The 20,808-nt window shown below is 43.2% G+C and carries 17 protein-coding genes; 11 read left to right on the top strand and 6 right to left on the bottom strand.

Translation table 11 applies throughout. The annotated features are described in order from the left end of the window. Positions 1-183 precede the first annotated feature (183 nt). The 10 genes from ACFPMF_RS15340 (at position 184) to ACFPMF_RS15290 (ending at position 12,969) form a co-directional block, all read left to right on the top strand. The gene (locus ACFPMF_RS15340; protein ID WP_379846615.1) at positions 184-387 is read left to right on the top strand and encodes a hypothetical protein; all 204 of its coding nucleotides are present in this window, start codon (positions 184-186) and stop codon (positions 385-387) included. A 244-nt stretch (positions 388-631) separates the two neighbouring features. Then, on the top strand, positions 632-1,690 hold the full coding sequence (locus ACFPMF_RS15335; RefSeq protein ID WP_379846612.1) for a hypothetical protein: 1,059 nt from the start codon (positions 632-634) through the stop codon (positions 1,688-1,690). Positions 1,691-1,812: 122 nt separating this feature from the next. Then, positions 1,813-2,832, top strand: a complete 1,020-nt coding sequence (locus tag ACFPMF_RS15330; protein ID WP_379846609.1) for a hypothetical protein — start codon at positions 1,813-1,815, stop codon at positions 2,830-2,832. Positions 2,833-3,047: 215 nt separating this feature from the next. After that, positions 3,048-4,322: a phage integrase SAM-like domain-containing protein gene (locus tag ACFPMF_RS15325; RefSeq protein WP_379846606.1), complete on the top strand. Its 1,275-nt coding sequence runs from the start codon at positions 3,048-3,050 to the stop codon at positions 4,320-4,322. Between the two features lie 267 nt (positions 4,323-4,589). Continuing rightward, on the top strand, positions 4,590-5,321 hold the full coding sequence (locus tag ACFPMF_RS15320; RefSeq protein WP_379846602.1) for a hypothetical protein: 732 nt from the start codon (positions 4,590-4,592) through the stop codon (positions 5,319-5,321). 467 nt (positions 5,322-5,788) lie between these two features. Continuing rightward, positions 5,789-6,157, top strand: coding sequence for a hypothetical protein (locus tag ACFPMF_RS15315; RefSeq protein WP_379846599.1), 369 nt, complete (start codon positions 5,789-5,791; stop codon positions 6,155-6,157). Positions 6,158-6,169: 12 nt separating this feature from the next. Further along, positions 6,170-10,123: a phage tail tape measure protein gene (locus ACFPMF_RS15310; protein WP_379846596.1), complete on the top strand. Its 3,954-nt coding sequence runs from the start codon at positions 6,170-6,172 to the stop codon at positions 10,121-10,123. 11 nt (positions 10,124-10,134) lie between these two features. Next, the gene (locus tag ACFPMF_RS15305; protein ID WP_379846593.1) at positions 10,135-10,446 is read left to right on the top strand and encodes a transposase; all 312 of its coding nucleotides are present in this window, start codon (positions 10,135-10,137) and stop codon (positions 10,444-10,446) included. After that, positions 10,446-11,231, top strand: a complete 786-nt coding sequence (locus ACFPMF_RS15300) for a DDE-type integrase/transposase/recombinase (RefSeq protein ID WP_379846590.1) — start codon at positions 10,446-10,448, stop codon at positions 11,229-11,231. The genes ACFPMF_RS15305 and ACFPMF_RS15300 overlap by 1 nt, the downstream gene beginning before the upstream one ends. 673 nt (positions 11,232-11,904) lie before the next feature. Next, positions 11,905-12,969: a hypothetical protein gene (locus tag ACFPMF_RS15290; protein WP_379846584.1), complete on the top strand. Its 1,065-nt coding sequence runs from the start codon at positions 11,905-11,907 to the stop codon at positions 12,967-12,969. Positions 12,970-13,146: 177 nt separating this feature from the next. Here the strand turns inward: ACFPMF_RS15290 and ACFPMF_RS15285 are convergent, their stop codons facing one another. The 5 genes from ACFPMF_RS15285 to ACFPMF_RS15265 form a co-directional block, all read right to left on the bottom strand. Further along, positions 13,147-13,359 (bottom strand): hypothetical protein, encoded by a 213-nt coding sequence (locus ACFPMF_RS15285; protein WP_379846581.1) that lies wholly within the window; start codon positions 13,357-13,359, stop codon positions 13,147-13,149. A gap of 32 nt (positions 13,360-13,391) precedes the next feature. After that, positions 13,392-13,664, bottom strand: coding sequence for a hypothetical protein (locus ACFPMF_RS15280; protein ID WP_379846578.1), 273 nt, complete (start codon positions 13,662-13,664; stop codon positions 13,392-13,394). An 80-nt stretch (positions 13,665-13,744) separates the two neighbouring features. Further along, complete coding sequence (locus tag ACFPMF_RS15275; RefSeq protein ID WP_379846575.1) at positions 13,745-15,610, bottom strand: hypothetical protein; 1,866 nt, start codon at positions 15,608-15,610, stop codon at positions 13,745-13,747. Between the two features lie 30 nt (positions 15,611-15,640). Continuing rightward, positions 15,641-16,336 carry a recombinase family protein gene (locus ACFPMF_RS15270; protein ID WP_379846572.1) on the bottom strand — a complete coding sequence of 232 codons (696 nt, stop codon included), beginning with the start codon at positions 16,334-16,336 and terminating at the stop codon, positions 15,641-15,643. 6 nt (positions 16,337-16,342) lie between these two features. Continuing rightward, complete coding sequence (locus ACFPMF_RS15265; RefSeq protein WP_379846569.1) at positions 16,343-17,257, bottom strand: hypothetical protein; 915 nt, start codon at positions 17,255-17,257, stop codon at positions 16,343-16,345. Between the two features lie 846 nt (positions 17,258-18,103). Here ACFPMF_RS15265 and ACFPMF_RS15260 point away from each other — a divergent pair. Then, the gene (locus ACFPMF_RS15260; protein ID WP_379846566.1) at positions 18,104-19,123 is read left to right on the top strand and encodes a hypothetical protein; all 1,020 of its coding nucleotides are present in this window, start codon (positions 18,104-18,106) and stop codon (positions 19,121-19,123) included. 117 nt (positions 19,124-19,240) lie between these two features. Here ACFPMF_RS15260 and ACFPMF_RS15255 read toward each other — a convergent pair whose 3' ends face one another. Beyond that, positions 19,241-20,791, bottom strand: coding sequence for a prenyltransferase/squalene oxidase repeat-containing protein (locus ACFPMF_RS15255; protein WP_379846563.1), 1,551 nt, complete (start codon positions 20,789-20,791; stop codon positions 19,241-19,243). Between the last annotated feature and the right edge of the window lie 17 nt (positions 20,792-20,808).

Below are 20,808 nucleotides of genomic sequence, written 5' to 3'. Positions count from 1 at the left end.
CAAGGAATTTTAGTCTCTGCTAGATCAGCCCGGCTTCATTGAAGCCGGGCTGATTTTTTTTGTGCATATGGAGTTGTTATTCTTTCCTATCTACGAAACAAAATGATTAGTTTGCCTTGCTCTACCTTGGATAACCTTGTTTCATACTGTGTGATATGGTAATTTTAGAAAAATTGTCTGCCGATGAAGAAACATAATAAGACATTCGCCATATCTGAATCTGATAATAGTAAGATAATCGCCATGGCAGAGATTCTTGGTGAAAAGCAGGTAGATGTTCTCTCAAGGGCGATTAACTATCTGTATGATAACATCGAAGCAGTAAGTGCAGAGGCATTAAAAAAGCGGTCAGAAGAAATAAAGAAAAGATTAAGTGGATTAAAGTAAGTCAACCTCTACCATTTATCAGATTAAAGGTTTCCCCTCTATAAACTTTCTAATAAACACCTTGCTTTAGCTTGCTACACCTTGCTATTCAGTATGGCAATGTCTAAATTTGACTGTTGACTCAAATAACAAATTCTTAAAAACGGTTAATTCAAGTAGGGACAAGCTTCATGGCTTATCCTTCGGGGAATAGAAATTGATTATTTGAGCCGTCTGTAAACGAGTAACCCCGTCGCTTGACACCTTGGACAGTAGCAGCGACGGGGTCCTTTTATTAACACTTAAACTTTTTGTGAAAATGTTAACGGGACAAAATTACACCCGGGAAGGGGCTTCCACAACCCAAACCCCACATTTTGAGCCATCGGTGCAAAATCAGGCCGAACCCTCAACCCAGCAGGACGAACGGCGGGAACATTCACTTGGGGAGCCAGGTATTGCCCATCCAAGACGCTACATTGCCACGGAAGCGGCACGCCCTGATAAGGGGTTGGCACTTAAGGCGCGTTTAGAAAAAATCCATCGTCACTTTTTGACATCCGAGCTTATGATGCTCGGATCGGAAGCTGAACGCTGGCACTACCGCAACCTCTTTGGAGCCTTTGAGCACGTCATTGATCAGGCCATCAAGCAACAACTGCCTCCCGAAAACCATTTAGACTGCAAGCCTAATAAGTTTGCGAAGGAGATTGCAGAGTGGGAGGGTAAGATTCTCAAGCTAGCTGATGAACTGTTTGCAAAATGCGACGCAGGCGCCTGGATCGAATCGTTGAATGACGTGTTGCAGGGCTGGATAGACCAGGTTGATTTTAAGGCAAGCAATCGGTATGACAACGCAACCGCCTTAAATATTACCGAACTAGTTACTTTCCTGGCCAAACTTAACGATGCGGTGCAGATTAGGGACACCTTCCTGGACAAGTCGGATCGTGGCGCGGGTTACCAAGCCGAGGGTATACAACCCAGCAACACAGTATTAGTTCCTCCACCACCGGCCATCGCCCCACCGGTTAACAGTGGTCTGCGCAGTAGCTTATCCGAAAGAATTGGGGAGTTGCAGGCCGAAAGGCAAGGGTTGATTACGGATTTTCTGGATACAGACTCGGCCGGTGGGTGGATCCAAACCCTTAGGGATGTTATTGGGCGCTGGGTTTTTGGAAGCGAAGACGACACGGAGCCTTACCGGATGAATACGACGTACCGTATGATCTACCTGATGACGTTTGTGGCTCAGTTGGGTGAAACGGAACAGGCTATTAAGCAGCTCGCCGAGCGAATGGAAGGGGGGCAGAATAATGGATAAGCTAACCGTTACTGTTCCAACTTACATCGCCTGTGAAACAGAAGTCCAGTCTGGATGTAAGGCCTTAAAAGTTGACCTATCAAGCGTCGAACCCATCAAACCGAGCGATTTCGCATAATCCCATGAGCAATATAGCAACCGATCAACCGGCGGTACCCAACTGCCTGCCAGGCAGTAGCACGATCCCCAGTGTTTATACAATCGGTGGACGTGCGGCCGTGTACGCTTACGACCTTTACAAGCTGTGGGGCGGCACGAAGGATCGCTACTTCACCGACTGGATGAAGGCTCGTATTCTGAAATTTGGATGGCTTCAAAAGAAACAATACGTTAGTTTTAAATCCGAGGGCAAACGGCTTCTATACATACTTAGCCTGGAGGCCGCCATTGAGGCTGCTTTAAACGAGCCAAAAGGCAAAGGAAAAAATGTTGCCGCTGCTCTGATTTCTGTAAAAAGGGAGTTAAAAAAACAACGCCTTCCCACCCGGGGAAGCCTGACTGATTTTATTACGAAGGATCGCCCATGTGATCAACAGGCTCAGGGGCTAGCCAATGAAAACCACAGGCCTGCAACAGACCTTGAAAGTCGAATCGCTATCCTGGAAGAGGCATTTAAGAGTTTTGTTACCAGCCAATTCAAAACTTTCGAGCAACTTAATGCTGTGCTGGGCAATTTACATTCAACCAATTCTATCCCATTTTCCTTACCACAACCGGAGCCGGAAACACCTTCACATAGCCACGAAGCTCCGGCCGGCGAGGGGCAACAATTAGAAATTGCCTCCGCTACTACAGAGGAGTCGCACGAAAAGACAGAAGATTATGTCGAGCCGGATTCAGAGCCTAAACTGCGGGATAGGATTCGTGAGGCGGTTAATCAATATTGCCAGGGAACGCGGTTCTCCCATGAAGAAACGTACTCTAACATCTATGCCCGATTGAAGCAGGATTACGGTATCAATGCCAGTACGTTTGAACTTCAAAAAGGGGAGTCCATTCTTGCGGCTTGCGAACGCTTAGGCCATTTAGATAAAGTCTTACAAATTGTTAACGAGTTTCAGGGCTCATTTCTAAGCTCCAGAACTTCAACTTCGTCAGCATCGACCGATAGCCTAAAGAAAACGCCTTTGTTGCCAGCTTAGCTTAATTGAGAAATAAAGCCATGATAATACAGCTAGTCTTTGATTACTTGGGATATACAGGAATTAAACTGGTTTATGTAGTCTTGTTCATCCTTAAGATCTGGAACGGTTTTCGGTTCTGTCGAATCCTCAGACAGATGTACGGCAAACGTTAAGCACCAACAGTTTTTTCACCATCCGGGCCGTAGTATTACGGCCTTTTTTTATCTTTCATTATGGCAACAATTGCAATTGTTCTGATCAATAAACCAAGAAAAGATGGTCGCTGGCCCATCAAAATCAGAATTTTCCACCGTCGTAAGCTTTCCTATCAAACCCTATGCTATATCAATCCAGCCAATTGGAATATCAGTGGCCAGGTGAACCTCTACGAACCTGGCTATCTGACGCTCAACGAAAAGATCCGGGAGCGCCGGTGCCAAATAGAAGAGATCCTAGAAGCCTTCGAGGCAGAAGGGAAGGGTTTCTCTGGTCCGGAAATCTTACAAATCAATTACTCCAGCTGGAAGGCAAGCCGGCAGCCCGTCCTGCCAAAAGCCGACCCAGCATCTACCTCATTCCTGAAACATGCTGAATTTTTGATCCATTTAAAAAATAGAAATCAAAACCTCGCCAGCGCAAAGCGGTACACCTCCTACCTGCACACATTACGTCAGTACTTGCATACGCTTCAACAAACGGATCTGGAGCTCATGGAGGTGACCGATGAGTTTCTAATTGATTTCTTTCGTTGGTGCCGCACTAAAACCGATCAACCCAACAACGAGAATACACTGCACAGGCGGTTTGGCTGGATGGCATGGGTTGTACGCGACGCGTTAGCCGATGGCCTGATTTCTAAACTGCCCTTCCGGCGGTTTAAAACCAAACCCATCAAAGTGCCCAAGGTCAAACTCCGGCAGGATCAGATTCAGCAGCTGGAGCAACTTGCGATGAGCACCCACAAACGCCCCCTTGCCCGAAGCCTGAAAACCTACCTGCTCCAGTTCCACTTATACGGATCACGAATATCAGATGTATTGACTCTGCGCAACCACAATGTAACCGAAGAAGGAAGCCGGGTGGAGTTTGTGCAGCGCAAGACCAAAAAGCTCATGTCCATCCGTTTGAACGAGAAGGCCCGGGCGCTGATCAGCGAATTCCACTGTCCGGAGCGGCCTGACGCTTTTCTGATTCCCTGGCTCAAATGGGAACACGACCCCTCCGAAACTGTCGAAGAAAACGAATATAGGCTATTGATTGAGATTGAGAATAAGACCACAATGGCCAATAAGTACCTTAAGGATGCATCCCAGCTGCTGGATTTCGAAAAACCAATCTCAACCCATTCTGCCCGCCACTCATTTGCTCAAATGGCAAAGCGCAAGAAGGTAGATATCTACGCTCTGAAGCAGGCGCTGGGGCACTCGTCGATAAAACAGACGGAAACCTATTTAAATGACTTGGACACCGATGAAGTTGACCAGGCCATGAACGGAGTATACGACTAGGATTATGGCTTTTCAAAGGGGTTCTCAAGTTCAAGTCCCACTTGATTCCTATCAAATGTTGACCACCTAGATAAGTTTTTTTACCTAGATGGTCAATATGAATTATGATCCGAATCCAGCAGAAAGGATGGTTTTTTATTTATGTAGGAATTAAGCCATTCCACTTGCCTATAAACCTCTTATCTTAAGGGGATAAACTATATTTTGTAATCTATCTATTTTTAAATCAACTTATAAGGACTACAAATCCTGTTAAACTTTCAAATCATGGAGAAACCATCTACTAAACCAAAAAAAAGAATGTTTATATCAGAAGTGTGGGCTGTGGCCATAGTTACTACGCTGCTGGGTGCCGCACTTGGCTTTGGGGCTGGCTTGCTGCAAAAAAGAATAGACAAACCAGATGGGGACATTATTATTACAAGAGATAGTAACTATCAGCAAAATTCTATTAAAAATTCCGAAATCACCAACCGGCAATTAGGCCAGATTGTCGGAATACTTGAGTCTAAATCAACAATTGTAACTACAGAAAATGAGGAGTTAGAAAAGTTAATTGAAGACTTAAAAAAAATAAGAAATAATTCAGGTTCGGACACAAGTAAAGTCGACAGCATCATCAGCAATGTGATTGCTAGATTTAAAACCGTTATCAATGCGAGTAGTATTATTGCTGTTGAAACGGAGAGATTCAAAGGCACTGCTAAGTTTTACGATGAAGTACTAAACTTACCCGTTGACTTAAAAAGAATCACCCTTCCAAGGGGCGGGAACGAATCACTCACACGGCCGATTGATGGGGAGTACTTTGTAGGGGTACAAGACGAGTTTATTAGTGGTAAAGCTACAGGAGTCTATGCCGTTTTTAACGGTAGGAAAAATAATATGTTGTTAGGAGACACGGTAATGTTGTACCCCCCGTCAGGTGGCTCAATTAAGGTTACGCTGGAGAAAATAGGTACGGAATCTTATGTATTTGCAGTTAATCACTATAAATAACATCATAAGCTATTAAGTCCTGTAGCCGACTTAATGCCGACTCCATCCCGACTTAAACTTAAAATGTTCTCAAAATGAGAAGATATCTTCTCATTTTGAGAACATTTTTTTTCTCATTCTGAGAATAAAATCTGTAACCTGTATTACGAGACATAAACAAATTAAAGTTTTCGTTGAACTGTAGAAAAGAGACTGCTTTTACTGATCAACAGTAAAGAATATGAGCTTGTAAAAAGCCTTAAATTGTTGTAAATTAAGGCATTAAAGAAGGTATCAGAAATACAGTCATTAATCTTAACTCCGCAGCGAAAAGATGCAAAGTTTTGGAATTAAATCAGTGAAATCGTTCAATACTGACTGCGGTCATAAGCAACAAGTGCCTCTGTTGTTCAGGCTATTATTTGAAGCGGGTAAATCAATTCTATCACTAGAAAGGGTTCGTGTTCGGTCCAGTAAATTTTCATTCAATGGATAAGAGTTTAAAAGACCGACTATTGAAAGAGCTGACCGCCGAACATCATACCGACAATGAATGCGCTCTGCTGGAGGCCTACATTATTCAAACGCTAAAAGGTAACATGATTCCAGCCGCCCAGTTTATGAACGGCAAGGACTCTGAACCTAACCTTCCTTCTCTGCTCCTCGACGCCATTGAAGAGTGGATCGAACTCACCCAGCCCAACCTATTTTACCTAAGCTTAACCATGTTCTTTCAGCAGGCCCGAGCCGAGAAAACCGATGTATTGGTGAACCGGATGGGGATACTCCTGGATGTTACCAACGAGCGTTTGCAGGCAGTTTACGAAAGCGTTAAACCAATCCATCGAACTAATTAAACTAGAAATAACATGGCTGAACCAGTCGAAAGTATATGGGATCTTGACCTGCGAATTCTCGAAAAATTGGAGAAGGTCGGCTTTGCATTTGATAAAGTAGCCGACAAAGAAGACCGTGCCAAAAAGAGTGACCCCTTTAAAGAAGCGGCCCGATCGGCGACCAACTACAATTCGAAGCTGCTCCAGAATACCCGCATTTACGCCCAGATCACAAACTCGGCTAAATCTTACGAAGCCGAAATCAAACGGCTGCAAGCCGTTCAGGCTGAGCTAAACCGCCGGCAGGCTGAGTTTACCGCAGTCGGTAAATACGCCCGGTTGCAGAAGGAAATTTTAACCGTTACCAATCAGCTTAAAAAGCTCAACGACGAGCAGCAGAAGTTTAACCGCGGCCGCGAAGGCCAGAACCGGGATGGTGGTCAGGGCCGTGACAGCCGGGGCCGGTTTACGCCCGGATCCGGACGGGGTGGAGGCTCCGGATCCGGTTCGGGTTCCGGCGGTCTGGGTGGTCAGCTGGGAAACCTGAGCCAGAACCTGAGCAGTAAACTGACGGGCATCGTCGGGGGACTGTTCGCCCTGGACAAAGCCTTTGATCTGGTCGTTCGGGGTCCGGCTGAATTTGGCCGGGCCTTATCGCAGTTATCGGCCATCACCGGGGCCACGGGTGACGATCTCAAGTTCCTGCGGGACCAGGCGATCGAGTTTGAGAAGGAAACCGGCAAGTCGGCGCTGGCCATGGTGCAGGCCTTCCAGACGGTCGGCTCAATCAAACCCGAACTGCTGGAGAACAAGGAACTGCTGGTGCAGACGACCAAGGAGGTGATAGCCCTTCAGGATGCGGCCGGCAATATTTCCCTGGAAGAAGCCGCCGAATCGCTGCTGGGCTCGTTGAACCAGTTCAATGCCGGAGCGGAAGAGGCCAGCCGTTTTGTGAACGTCTTAGCGGCCGGAGCAAAGGAGGGCTCGTCGGAGATAAAGGACACGGCTGCGGCCTTCAAAGCGTCTGGATCTGCGCTGGCTTCGGCCGGCATCAGCTTTGAGCAGAGTAATGCCTTAGTCCAAATACTGGCTAAGAATATGGTGCTCGGGGCAGAGGCAGGGACTCAAATGAGGAATATCTTCCTAAAACTTGAGAGTTCAACCGATAAAGACCTGCGCCCTTCTGTAGTAGGCCTGAGCACGGCACTGGAGAACGCTTCGAAGAAATTTAATACTACCACTAAGATCACTAAGGAGTTTGGGGTTGAAAACGTACTGGCGGCTAAACAGATCCTCGATAATCGGAAGGAAATCGACGGCCTGACCGCTTCGCTGACCGGCACCAACACCGCCTACGCCCAGCAAAAGACGAACATCAACAACCTGGCCACGGATCTGGACAAGCTGGGGACGGCCTTTGTGGGCCTGTTCCGGGACATGGGCGAGTCGCAGGATGGTTTTTTCCGGAAAATAACGCAGGGCATTACTCGGATGATTAATGGCTTCCGCAGTGGTAAAAGCGAATTGATTGCGTTTGCAAGAGCCTATATGCTGACAGGAAAAATAGATGCCGGCATTGACGCATTCCTAGAACAGCGCAGAAGCAATATAGAAGATCAGGAAAAAGCAGCTGCCAAAGAGGCCCGGGTGAAGTCGATTATCAGCCAGGCCCGTCAACAAGTTGCGACTAGCTTGAACGAGCGCCTTGAGGTTGAGCGGAAAGAATCTGGCAAGGAGTATGACGAAACGCTGGCGAAGATTAAGGCTGCTGAAAAAGAACTCGAGTTCCGCAAACAGCAGGTTGTTCAGGCCCGGGCCCAGTACAAGGATGTGGCCGATCGCGGGCTGTTGAAGGGTAAAACCTTCACGGCGGAGGGAGCCGAGCTGACGGCCGCGAAACAGGCTGTCAAGGTGGCCGAAGAGCAGCTCAAGTCGGCCCAGAAACAGAAGCAGATGCGGGATGAAGCCACTGCCAAGGCCGCACTCGATGATGAGGCCAAAGAGAAGAAAGCCGGCGAAAAGCAGGCTAAAATCCTTTCCGCCCAGCAGAAAAAAGCCCTCGATTTAAAGGAGAAATACGAGTCCGAACTGCAGGATCTGGAGAACGAATACGGTAAGGAACGACTCGAGTCTTTGAAAAAAGACTCATCGGCCTACCTGCAGGAAAAGGCCCGGCTCGATACCCTGATGATCAATCAGGAAGAGCAGGCCTTTCTGAAATTAAAGCAGCTGGCCGCGGGTGCCAAGGCCGGAAAGTTCGACAAAAACGGGGATCCGATCGCCGACACGTCGACCGAATTGTCAACGGGTGAAGTTGAACTGTTCGAACGCCGTCGTCAGGCGGTCAACGACCGGCTGCAGCGGGAGCAGCAGGAGTTCTACAAAAAAGAGATCGACGAAGTGCAAGAGCACCAAGACAAGGTCGATGAATTAATTGGTAGTGAATACGACCAGCAGGTAACGAAAGTTCGCCAGAAATACAGTGAAATTCTAAAGCTGGTCAGACAGGGGTCAAACGATGAGGTACGACTTATCAAAGCTCGTGATCAGGAACTGGCACAGCTGGATTTGGAACGCAAGCTGAAACTAAATGAGCAGCAGAACGCAGGAAAATTAGCTGACGCGGAAAAGGCCGTAACGGAAGCGCAAATCAGTGGCCGCTACGATCTGGAGCGAAAGGCCCAAATGAGGTTGCTGGAGGTGGAAGCCCAGGGGTTGCTCGAACGATTGAAGTTAATTGAGCAGTTTGGAGACTCCTCCACCGAAGAGGAGCGGCAGGCGATCCAGAAACGAATCACTACGGTCCAGGGGCAACTCAAGCAGCTACAACGGCAACCCGCTTTTGGAAGTATTTATGAACTACTAGCCGGCGACCCAAGCAAAAACGAAAAAGACCCCGAAAAGAAGGATAAGCTCGCAAAAGATTTTGCGGCCCAGGTGCAGGCTGTCCAGTCGATGGAAAAGGCAATGACCGATACCATCACGATAATGACTCAGGCGTCAATCGATGCCAGCAATGAACGCATCCGCAAGATCGACGAGGAGATTCAAAAAAAACAGGAGCAGATTTCGGAAGAGAAACGTCTTCAAGAGTCCGGAACGGCCTCGAATCTTTCCCTGCGGCAGATGGAGCTTGATGCCCTAAAGACACAAAAAGCCCAGGAAGAACAGGTACGTCGCCGGGCTATCAAAACTCAAATGCTGCTGGAATCGGGCGCGCTGATTTCAACGAATGCCCTGACGGTTGCTAACCTGATTGCCGCTATTTCGGAGCAGTACCGGGTTAATTCAAAATTCGGCCTCGTTGGTCTGGCCTCCGCTATTGCCGCGGGCTTCACCATCCTTGGAACGTTTGCCTCACTGAAAGCCAAGGTAAAAGCCGCCAATGCATCAAGTGCCTCCCAAACCTTCCGGGAAGGGGGCTGGCTCGAAGGCCCATCCCACGAACAGGGCGGGATCCGGGGAACCGGCGCCTTCAACGACGTGGAAGTCGAAGGCGGGGAGCACATCACCCGTAAGTCCCGGGCCGGCCGCTACGCCAGTCTTTTGGATGCCATCAATGACGGCGGCCATACCCCGTTTCCGTGGGCCGATGTCAAACGGCTGGCATCGGAAAAAGGGGTGTTGCTGCACGAAACCACCGGCATTGCCTCCCAGAAAGCCCTGGGCGCGATGGCATCAGCTCAGAGGAACCGAGCGTCGATTCAGCCAATTACACAAGGCTCCATTAATCGGTTAGCTGATGAGCTAGCCGCATTCCGGGCGGAAAACAATAGCAACTGGGATCGTAGTCATAACACGAGCGAATACGTGGCCGGCAATAAACGCGTCCGGAAGGAAGGCCGCCGTACCACCATAACCACGATAGACAACGATAGTGCTCAGTTGAAAGAACTAATAGATCAGAGCAAACAGATCGTTCGTGAGCTATCTTGTCTTAGCCCCATAAATAGTTGGAGACAAAATCTAAAAAGGATTTGTCACTAACTTTAAAGGAAATGAAAAAGGAAAAACGCGTATTTACACCGGAGCATCGAGAATCGATTCTGAAGGAGGCCTCACGAGAGGGTAAAACGGAGACCTGCCGTAAATATAATCTATCGCCTTCTCTGCTACGTAAGTGGCAGCATAAGTACGAAAACAGCGGTTTAGCCGGCTTATCGAACCGCTATAAGAGAGTTGACCACCAAGCCCGGGAGACCGAACTTGAGAACGAACGGCTTAAGCGTATCGTTGCTAAACAGGCCTTGGAGCTGGAGGTAATGGCCGAACTGTTAAAAAAAACGGGTGTCCATCCCATGAAAAAGTGATGTTGGTGAATCAATATCAGGATCGTATCTCACGCCAGAAGCTTTGCCGCTGGTTGGGATTAGCACAAAGCCGCTTCTACTATCAGTCTAAATCGGGGCGTAGAGGGCGCCAGGCTTCCACTCATACCCCACTAGCGGGTGGAGGAAGAGTCACTAACCAGACGGTGATCGACGCGGTGCGTCAACTGCTAGAGGATCCACTCGTTTGTTATGGCTATCAAAAGATGACCGATCATCTGCGGGAACAGGGCTATAGGATTAATCCCAAGAAAGTATATCGACTCTTAAAAGAGCATAATCTTTTACTGGGCATCACGATCCGATCAACAGGTCCTCGCAAGTGGGTAAGTCACCGGAAAATCGATGCTCAATACCCTTTAGAGTACCTCTGTCATGACATCAAGTATGTTTGGGTGAAAGGCGAGAAGCGGAATTATCTGCTTTACAGTATTTTGGATGTATATAGCCGAAAAATTCTTTATTCCCTTTTCCAGAAAAGCATTCGGAAGGCCGATGTCGTCCGAGCTTTTCTGCACATTCAGCGAGCCTATGGCTTAAAAGGGGTGAAAATCCGCAATGATAATGGCTCTCAATTCGTCTCGCATCTGGTAAAGCGGTTTTTACGTGATCAGCAGGCGGAGCAAGAGTTTACGCACGTGGCGACGCCGGAGGAAAATAGTTATATAGAAGCGTATCATAGCATTTTAGAGCGTGAGCTACTGATCCGGTATGAATTCGACAGTTATTATGAATCGGACGGCCGCCGCCGCCCAGCTTGCAATTGACGATTTCGTGAAGTTTTACAACGAGCGTCGCATTCATGGAGGAATCAAGAATGTGACACCTAATCGAAAATGGCAGGAAGGTATGAAATTACGGTCAGAGCAACTCCAGAATCAACCCGAGTGGATAACTACTGAAGGTTGCTTAACGGACTAAACTGTTTTGAGAAAACTCTCCAACTTTATAGGGGTTGATACAATCTCAGCTTAAACAAAAAATTAAATAGTGGCTTTCCCTCACTTGAACAATGAGAAAATTAAGATGGTATAGGATCGACTATGTCACTGAAGGGGTCAACACCCATTATCACATGCAGGCCAGTAGCCGCGCTGAGGCTCGGGAGAAATTCGGTAATGAATTTATGGTTATCAGGGTAACCCGGTGCCTGCCCGTCCGAAAGCAATCACAAGTAGCAACTTTCCGGCAGTATTAATACGATTTGACTAGTGCGTTCTGCGTGGAAGTGATCAATACTTATTACTTCCACGCAGAAGTAAACCGGAAGCTATAAGTTAGTTTTGTTGGAAAGGGGAGAGAAAATCAAGGGTACTAGCCCGGGAAGCCGTTATCGGTATTTACAATCAAAAAGAGAGGCCCAACTACGCCCTGCCTGAGGAAGATAATCAGCCAATAGTTTAGTCGGAATTGAGTATTAGTTAGCCTTTAATCGGTGATATGCTTAACCCAAAAAGGAGGAACGCCATCCTGGGATACATTAACAAAATTGGCCAGAAAACTTTTGATGAAGACGACGTTAAATTACTTCTTATGGAGGTGCGCGAACTCGTTGATCAAAACTCTTTCACGAAAGAGTTAGGCCATTTTATTGCTCATCCTGAAAGAGGCAAAGGGTTGTGTTTTGATGAAATCAACTATTTTGTAACGGTTATAAATCAAAGGCAAGACGAGGGAAATATATACTTCTCTGACAATAGTGACATTAACTCAATTGAAGCACCAATTTTTAAATTATTGACTGACCAAGCTCTTCATAAGTTAGTAAGCAAAACTCGTAAGAGGTTGGGAAAAAAATCAATAAAGTCAAAAGACGAACTTGCGAACTTGGTTAACGATTGTTACACGCTTGACCCTAGCAAGAAATATTATATCTTAACAAAGAAGGAAAATACTTTTAAGCTACTTGAATTATTCAAAGCCTGCCTTCACTACACTTTGGTAGCACCATTGACTACAGGCGAAGAAATCATAAAAGATTTTAACCATCAGGTTTCCCGGCTGTACAAAACCCATATGAAGGGCTTTAAATACAATGATGAGATTGCTCAGAATCAAAATGATTTGATTGTGTGCATATTTAGCCTGTTACAATCGGCAGACTTTACAACCTACAATAAAAAGAAGGCGAAATTCATTATTTCCCATGAGCCAGAAAACAGAGAACAGGCTACTAAGTTGTATGATGATCCTGATAGCCAATTTAACGATCTAAAAGAAAGCCTGCTAAAAGAGAAGATTCAATTGTATCTACTTTTCGATTTAGCCGGTCTTGATAATGCACTTGGAACCGTTAGTTTTATTCCCTCTGGAGTCACCTTAGGAGATTATTTAACGCAGGTCGACATAGATCCCATAATCAATAGCTGGCTTAATTTCAGAAGTAAAACACAGGCAACAGACTGGAGTATTAGTCTTGAAAACGATATACTTAAAGATTGTTATACTCAACGCGATAAGGATGGTAAGTTGATGTTGATGGTAAACCATTTAGATTATACTTAAATCATTCCCAAACATCGCATCCATCGCTATATCTAACCCTTCCCGATCAAAACGGTCCAGGTATCGCTGGGTCTCCTTCATCCGCCGGCGGGCTTTATCGGCAAAACTATGCTGGGCGGGTGAAGGGTAATCTTTTGATCCACCTTCGCCAGGCGGGCTAACTCCTTCAGGCTGCGGTTATTTAAGGTTATACTCCGCAGGCATAGAAATATTCATGTGCTCGTGCAGCTGCCAGCGCTGGCGAAGTTCTTCCGCGCGCTCCTCTTCGGATAAGGATGCTAACCACTTTTCATCCTCCTGCTTAGCGAACACGGAGGCCAGTCCAGCCATGCCTGGAATAATCCGACCATCTGGTCCAATATAAGGGTTGGGTTGTTTCTGGTAGGTCATTGGAAATTGATAGCTTATTAAAGAGCAGCACGTTACGGCAAATCATCCCAACGGTCAAACCCTAGAACTGCATAATAACCCTCATTGTCTGCGCGCCAAAGCACGTCTTTAACTTCATGAATACCCCCTTTAATCCAGTCAACTGTAGTCTGATCAAGCAGATCTTCGTAAACATCTGGAGCGGTATCTAGGAAGTTTCCAATGTCGACCTTCTCCCCAACCCTCGGCACAGCGGGCATCGGTTGGATAAAAAAGTCGGGAACGCCCAGTTTATTTATGCTTATAAGTGTTCTTATTCTGATCATGGCTGATTGATTCCATCTGAGTTTTGTGAGTTTATTTATTAACGGTTTTTGTAATAGTCTTAATCGCTCAATTCTTTTTTTTATACGTTGTCAAATACTGGTGGCATTGTCTTTTTGATTGGAATTAAATTGTATATCCCTTGGAAAGACTCTCTTGATTCAGAAACGAAAGCTTGAAATTCAGAAGCACTTAAAATTCTAGGAGTATAATCATTAATCCAGTATTTAAGGTCCCTACTTGGCGGATATTCTTCAAATGCAGAGACGCCGATGGGTAAAATGTAATCTAAATGCGCAATAGTGTAATTATACCCTATTGGATTTTCAGCTAAAAAGACCGCCTTTTCGTCTGCCTGATTAATCGCCAGGTCAATTACATTGTCGATTCTGTGCTGAATAGATTTTTGGTCTCCTGTCGCAATGGCCAATGACTGCGTCTTAGCCTTACACTCAGCGATAATTAATATTTTATCAACTATTACGGCAAAGTCGATTTGCTTTTCACCATCCTTGTTATTGCATCTTCCTGAGGATGATTCAAAAACAGTTGAAATGCCCAAATATTTTTCGAGGAGTGCGCCTTTAAAATCTTCTGACTCGATTTTGACTTTGTTGAAGATATGAAATAAGTTATCTCGTAGCCAGACGTAATCAATCATATAATTGTCACTGCCGTCTGAAAAAAACATAGGCTCAATATTTCCATCAAACCGAACATCTCTTTTGTCTCTGTTTTCCTGGATACATAAAAAATCGAAAGCTTTCTCAAAATCAATTGATTGAAGCTGCTCTTCCGATAAGTCCCAATACTTGTCTTTAACGATTGCGTCAAGGATTAACTTACTTTCATCTAGAACCACTTTTTTCGGCAGCGGCTCAGCATAACCCATATTAAAGAAGTGGGCAAATCCCTTTAAATCTCGCCGGCCGATCTTATGATTACTAAATATTTTCATTAGCGCATACATTACTATATAAATAGAGTCAACTGAAAATTTATACTTTGATAAGAATCCTTCATTGAAAGGTAAATGAGCCGTTCTAAAATTTTGAATAGAAAAAGGATTGTAAACATGATTTGGCCTTAAAAAAACACCTCTGACTCCGAAATAAGCTTCGATTAAACTTTCATGAATCTTTTGGTTGAAGATGTTTACAACAGGAACCATCCCGGAAAAACCACCCTCCAGATCCGATGAATTAAAGGCCGTTCCAGTACTAGAGCTTACTGTTTTGACTTTATTTAGCCTTAAATTAAAATTATTTGCCAAAAATTCTTCGTCCGCATCTCTGTCTAACCAATACATCCTGTAAGGGTCATGGTTTACCCTCAGAGCCCCCCCAAAGCCAAACGTTCTATATGCTGCGCTGATTCTCCAAAGTTCATACACCAATTTGCAGAGTGAGAAGTAGTTATTTAAATCCAACGCATTAAATCGTGTCAACACAATCATTGGTGCTGATCTTTGAATAAAGTTCCTTTCATCGGTAAATTCATGCCTCAGTAAAAGGCCATTTAACACGTGGTGGATTGCCGTTTTTTTTGAATAAGCCACCTTGTCGCACAGGCCTGTTTTGCCATAAGTATGAATGCAGGCATCTAAAAACTCTCGGCAGTTAAACACCGTGTACCCTTGCTTGTCTTCCCCCCATGTATCTAGTTTATAGGAACGACTAAGGTGTTTCCAATAAATTATAGATTGTTTAGAAACTATGTCTTTTATCTTTTCAATAACCACATCATAATAGTCATCAACAAGTCTAAAAGCTTCGTCTCCTTCATAAAGGCCAACCGGTATAGTTGACCAATACTCGGTGCATATAGAATGATTTCTTGTTGTATATACCGTTGGTATCTTACTTAGTAGATACAAGAAAGGCCTATGATTGTACTCACCTAGGTGATTAAAAGGAGGCATTGTTGATGTCTTATTTGCCGGTTTCATTTTCCTATAATTAACTGAATATTTCCTTTTTTATAAGTTTTTGTCGCGTTGGTGAATCCGCATAACCTGAGTACCCTGAAACGGACAACCCCTGGGAGTTCTAAATCCAAATTCATTTAGCCGATCCGCAATCTGTGCGTACGTTTTTCCCTGCGCCTTCCACTCCGCGATCAGAGCGGAGGCCCGACGGCTATTTTCATTTTGGGTAGCATTACGCCTGGTTGCTTCGGTTCCTTTCAACCGAGCCTCGGCCGTCAGGTTTTCCGGGCTACCCAACTTTATACCCTGTAGCTTTTTGATATGCAGGCCTGCCTTGGTTCGTCCGCTGATCAGCTCGCGTTCGTGCTGGGCCAGCGTCGCAAAGATCCCGATGGTCAGCGTATTGGCATCGGGCATATCGACGCACTGAAAATTGACTCCTGAATCCCGAAGGGTGAAAATGAAAGCAGCATTGCGACTCAGCCTGTCGAGCTTGGCAATAATCAACGTTGCACCCTGTTTCTTTGCTGTATCAATGGCCAATTGCAGCTGTACCCGCTGATTCTTCTTTCCGGACTCCACCTCGGTAAACTCTGCGACAATCGGTAACCCTTGTGTAAACCCAAGCACGGCCAGCTTCTGGGCTTCAAGTCCCAATCCGGAGCGACCCTGCTTCTCGGTTGAAACCCGGTAATAGGCTACATACCTTTGAAGGCTATTACCACTAGTTGCTCTTTTCTTTGCCATATTAGGTCACAGTTGAAATTCAGGGCCTTTTACTTGTTCAATGAAGTTATTCACGGTTAACTTGTATTTTTCTGGAAGTTGATTGAAGGTTTGCCGTACTCCTTTAAAAAAAGTGCAATAGTCATGGATCAACAAGACTAGAACTATCATAGCGAGCGTAATGACTCCATCTCTATCGTCAGAATTGCTGGTGTCACTACTCGGAGGTAAACGATCAGGGTACAGCATATTATTAATACTTTCAAATGTTGCATGAGTGTCTAAAGAGAGTACCTTATAAATGTTATCAAAAATTTTAGGTCGAACAGTCAAGCGGCTCACCAGTCCTTTTATTCCTTCAGCCCATTGTAAATCTCCATTTGCAATAAAATATTCCCACTTACCACTTGGTGTTGCGCACAATTTATTTTGTAGGATTTGTTGACTTTTTTGACCGAGCGTGGAAAAAATTCGAGAATTTCTTAGCAATTCAACGATTTTCTGAAGTTGGTAATCTACATCTTTTGTATCCTCGGTATCAGGAGAGAACACATCAGGAGTCAAGCCTTTTTTCGATATGGCGGAAGAAATGACCCATAACCAAAACCGCATCTGTACTTCCTCTAAGGTTGGTGGATTTATGTATATATGGTTAAAGGTTAACATAGCCTCATACATTGACCTTATTGTTGTCATGGTTGTAATTGAATCCAACTGGTACTCAATTAGCCTTTCTTCTAACTTAGAATAATAATAACCTTTATCCAGGGACCTTCGTATCGTTGTGGCATGAAGCAAGGCTTTTTGCATAAGGCCATCGCCATGCTCTTCTATTTGCGAACGCGGCCCCTGCGGGCGCAACGCCTTGTCCGTTGTTGATACAAGTTTGAACAGCACATCATGAATATCGAAATATGCCTGAATTAACTCCTGTCTTATCACAGCTCATAAATTTGAAACACTCTAAAATATGAAAAAACGGCAAATATTACAAGGCTTAAACGTGCGTTTAAGCCTTGTAATAAGATGGAAGCTTGCCTGCCCAACTCCGTGGAACACCTCACTTGTCGAAAAATTAGAAGAATATCACAAAGCCACTACCAGCGTCATGCATTTGTTATAAAACTTCAATAGAGTATAGGTAATCAACTTGATGTGGCATAAGAGAATTGTTTATGCAAAAACTGCTTTTGTTAAAACTTAAATATAGTGAATTTGTGTACAAGCAAAATTGAACTGAAAGCTATATATTGCCAGTGCCTGTTTCTTCATATCAATTTGTCTATTATAGTTTATTCAAATCCCTGCAGCGGTGAGCCGTCCCAAAATCCGTATTTAATACAGTCCAGTTTTTAGGGCTGAGGTCAACCGTCGAAATTCACCGAAGCGCAACGGGGTGGCCCTTTAGGTTTATAACCTGGTAAGGTTCCAAGATTTAAGATAGCTTGCTACTAAGAATACAAGGTAGGTTTTCCTATGGGGTGGCCAAGATTGCAAAATTGACCAGTGTGGGTCAGATCATAATAAATGGGGTTTACTTATTTTAACTGCTGACTTGCACACCCTGGTGGCTATTTAATTATCTAAGATGCTCAAAATAAAGAAGTTGGAGTTCTGAGACAAATGTACTATGTTAACTTGAACATGATTTCATTTAATTTTAGTTTTGATGCATTGATGACGAAAAACTATCATATTTAAAATTTATTAATATTAAAAGTTGTTTCATATTTACTAAATATTGTTTATTTATATATTTGTTTTTAAATTAATAGAAAAGCCTATTCCTTGAAGAATGTAATTTTGGTATCAGATCATAAAACTGAAGCAGTTTGCAGGGACGCAATAAATATTGCAAATTCGTGTCAATCGGATTTCAGCTTTTATCTTTTACCACCTATTAAAGATATAAATAGTCCGTTAGTGAAACCATTTTTAGAATATGATGAAGGGCTTTATTACTTAGATAATAAACGGAGTAAGCAAGGTTATGAGAAGGATGACTTACTAATCGCTTTTTATAATGGAGAATTAAGGGCATCAAAATTTGGCCTAAGCAATCTATTTATAGCAGGTACAAAGTCAAGCGAAACTCCTTCCTGCGTCGTTTTAATATCACTTAAATATTTGGATGGAAATGTATTAGAGGATAAGTACAACTATTTAATTCAAAAACATTCTATTTTACATTTGATTCTATCTTCAATAATTGTTGTTCACACTAATTTAGAAACACATAATTCAAGTTATGGATGCCTGTTAGATTTTAACAATAATTTGGCGTCTTTTAATAGAGTATTACAAAAAGGTTATTACCTATGTAGTAGTATTGAAAATAACTGTTATGAAAGATTATTAAATAATAGATATGGAAATTCTATAATTAGAATGTGTATTGAATTTAAAAACAAAGCGTTTAGTAGTGAATTTCAGTTAACTATAAATAAATTAGTCATGGGAGACGAAAATACATTTAATAATTCGCAAATTGGCGCCGTTGGATCACATGCTACTGCGTCCAATAACACTTTTCAGCAAGTCAACAATCAATTACCTCTTGATATCAACTTTTCGGAACTCAGCCAACAACTTTCTATCTTAAAATCAGAGATCAAAAGAAAAGCAGAAACTTCCGAAGAATTAGAAGCGGTTTTAGAAGTTTCAAAAGCAGAGGATGCCTCAAAACAACAAGATGGTAATCAAGTAATAAAACATTTGAAAGCAGCGGGCACATGGGTTTTTACTACTGCAAAAGATATTGGTGTTGATATCGTGACTGATCTCATAAAAAAACAAATTGGTGCTTAACCTTTCAAACGAATAAATTCACATTTAAAACGTGCTCAATTAAATTGAGCACGTTTTAAATGTGAAGACTTGTAAATTGTACTTTTTGCTTAGCCTTTTTCAGCATCCTAATTGATATTATTCTAACAATTTTAAAATATTATCAAGTTTTAATTCTTTAGCTAATCCAACTGTACTCTCTCCAGATGCAATTAACAATTCTTTGGCTGCGTCTAGATTACCTATTGAAGCTGCCTTGTAAGCTTTTGCAACCTCACTTAAGGCTATAAATTCTTCTGGTTCCTGTGCTTTTTCTTTAGTGCGTTGTATGAGTACTTCTAACTCAGAAATAAGACTATTTAATCTGTTATCAGCACTAATGAGTTGTCGAAAACTATTCTCTTTTGCGATTGCTCTAGTACCTACAACTCCAATTTGCGGTTGGTGAAATACATATTGATTCTCTATATGGACAGCAGGTTTTCCAACTGCTAACTGTTGTATCTGAAAATCAAAGTCAAAAGTTAAGCTTTTGGTATTTCCATCACTAATCTCCAAAGAATCTAGTACAAGTACAGTTAAGAAAGGAGAACTTACAAAATAATTTGAATCTTCAAACCAAAGCCCCCATGGGTCTTGTTCTCCAATGAGCCAATTTGCTCCTTCTTTTATAGCATATAGGCATTCATCATAGTTTAATAATGCCAATGCATGGATGCATAATGCCGTAGTTTCAATAGAAGGTTTTTTATAAAATGAACAAGCTTTCCATCCCCCTTTTTCTCCCTGTGCTCTAAGTACAAATTCTTTAGCACTAGCTAACAGTTCTTTATATTTTTCTTTTTGACCTAATCTAATTATACAAAATATTAAACTAGCAGCTATAAACGTTGAAGTAGAAGGTATTCTATCACCAGTTTTATGATGGTAACTATTAAACCTCCATGGCAGCCCAATTTTATAATCGCCTAACGCTAAAATGTCAAGTGAAAGTTGTAATTTAGATTGCATCAGATTAATTGCTTTCTCCGATCGGCACATAGAATACAACCATTGTAACTGCATATATCTATCTTCAGTCTGGAAGACAGTTGCTATATCTGTTTCATGGAAAAGTCTACGCCAATAAGGGTCAAAACCTGAAATATTACACCACTGAGCTACTCTAATCATAGTTGCATCAATAGTTTGTCTTTCATTTCTATCACCAAACCAAAAATCCGGTACGTGAAATGTATCTGATTTTTCTACTTCTATGGATTCTAAATCAATATTTTCATTTACTTCAACTTCAATATATTCTCCGGTTTGTAAATTGGTTGATGAAAAGCTCACCTCCTTAATCTTATCAATTGAAATTTGTCTCCATACTGAGCTGATGGACGATTGATAATGTCTAAATTCAACTCCTCTACTGATTAAAAATACTATGTACTCATTATCACCAAAATTTTTTGCATATTTATTATAATAAAAGTTAATTAATTCGAAAGCTCGTTGTTTAGAAGGCAATTCTTTCTTTGTTTCTATAAATGCACCGATATCATCATGTTCGGCCTTTCTTTCATTTTCTTCTTCTCGAAGAAAATCATATATCCTACTCATTTTCTCCTCGTAAGGCAATTCTTTAGATGAATTGAGAACATTGTCAATTCTTTGCTTTTTAATAATACTATTTATCTTCATCAAAAGTCTTATAATTAACG

This window comes from Larkinella bovis, from assembly GCF_042655385.1.
Lineage (GTDB): Bacteria > Bacteroidota > Bacteroidia > Cytophagales > Spirosomataceae > Larkinella > Larkinella bovis.
Note: the sequence above shows the minus strand (reverse complement) of the source record. Positions and strands in the feature narration are given on the sequence as shown.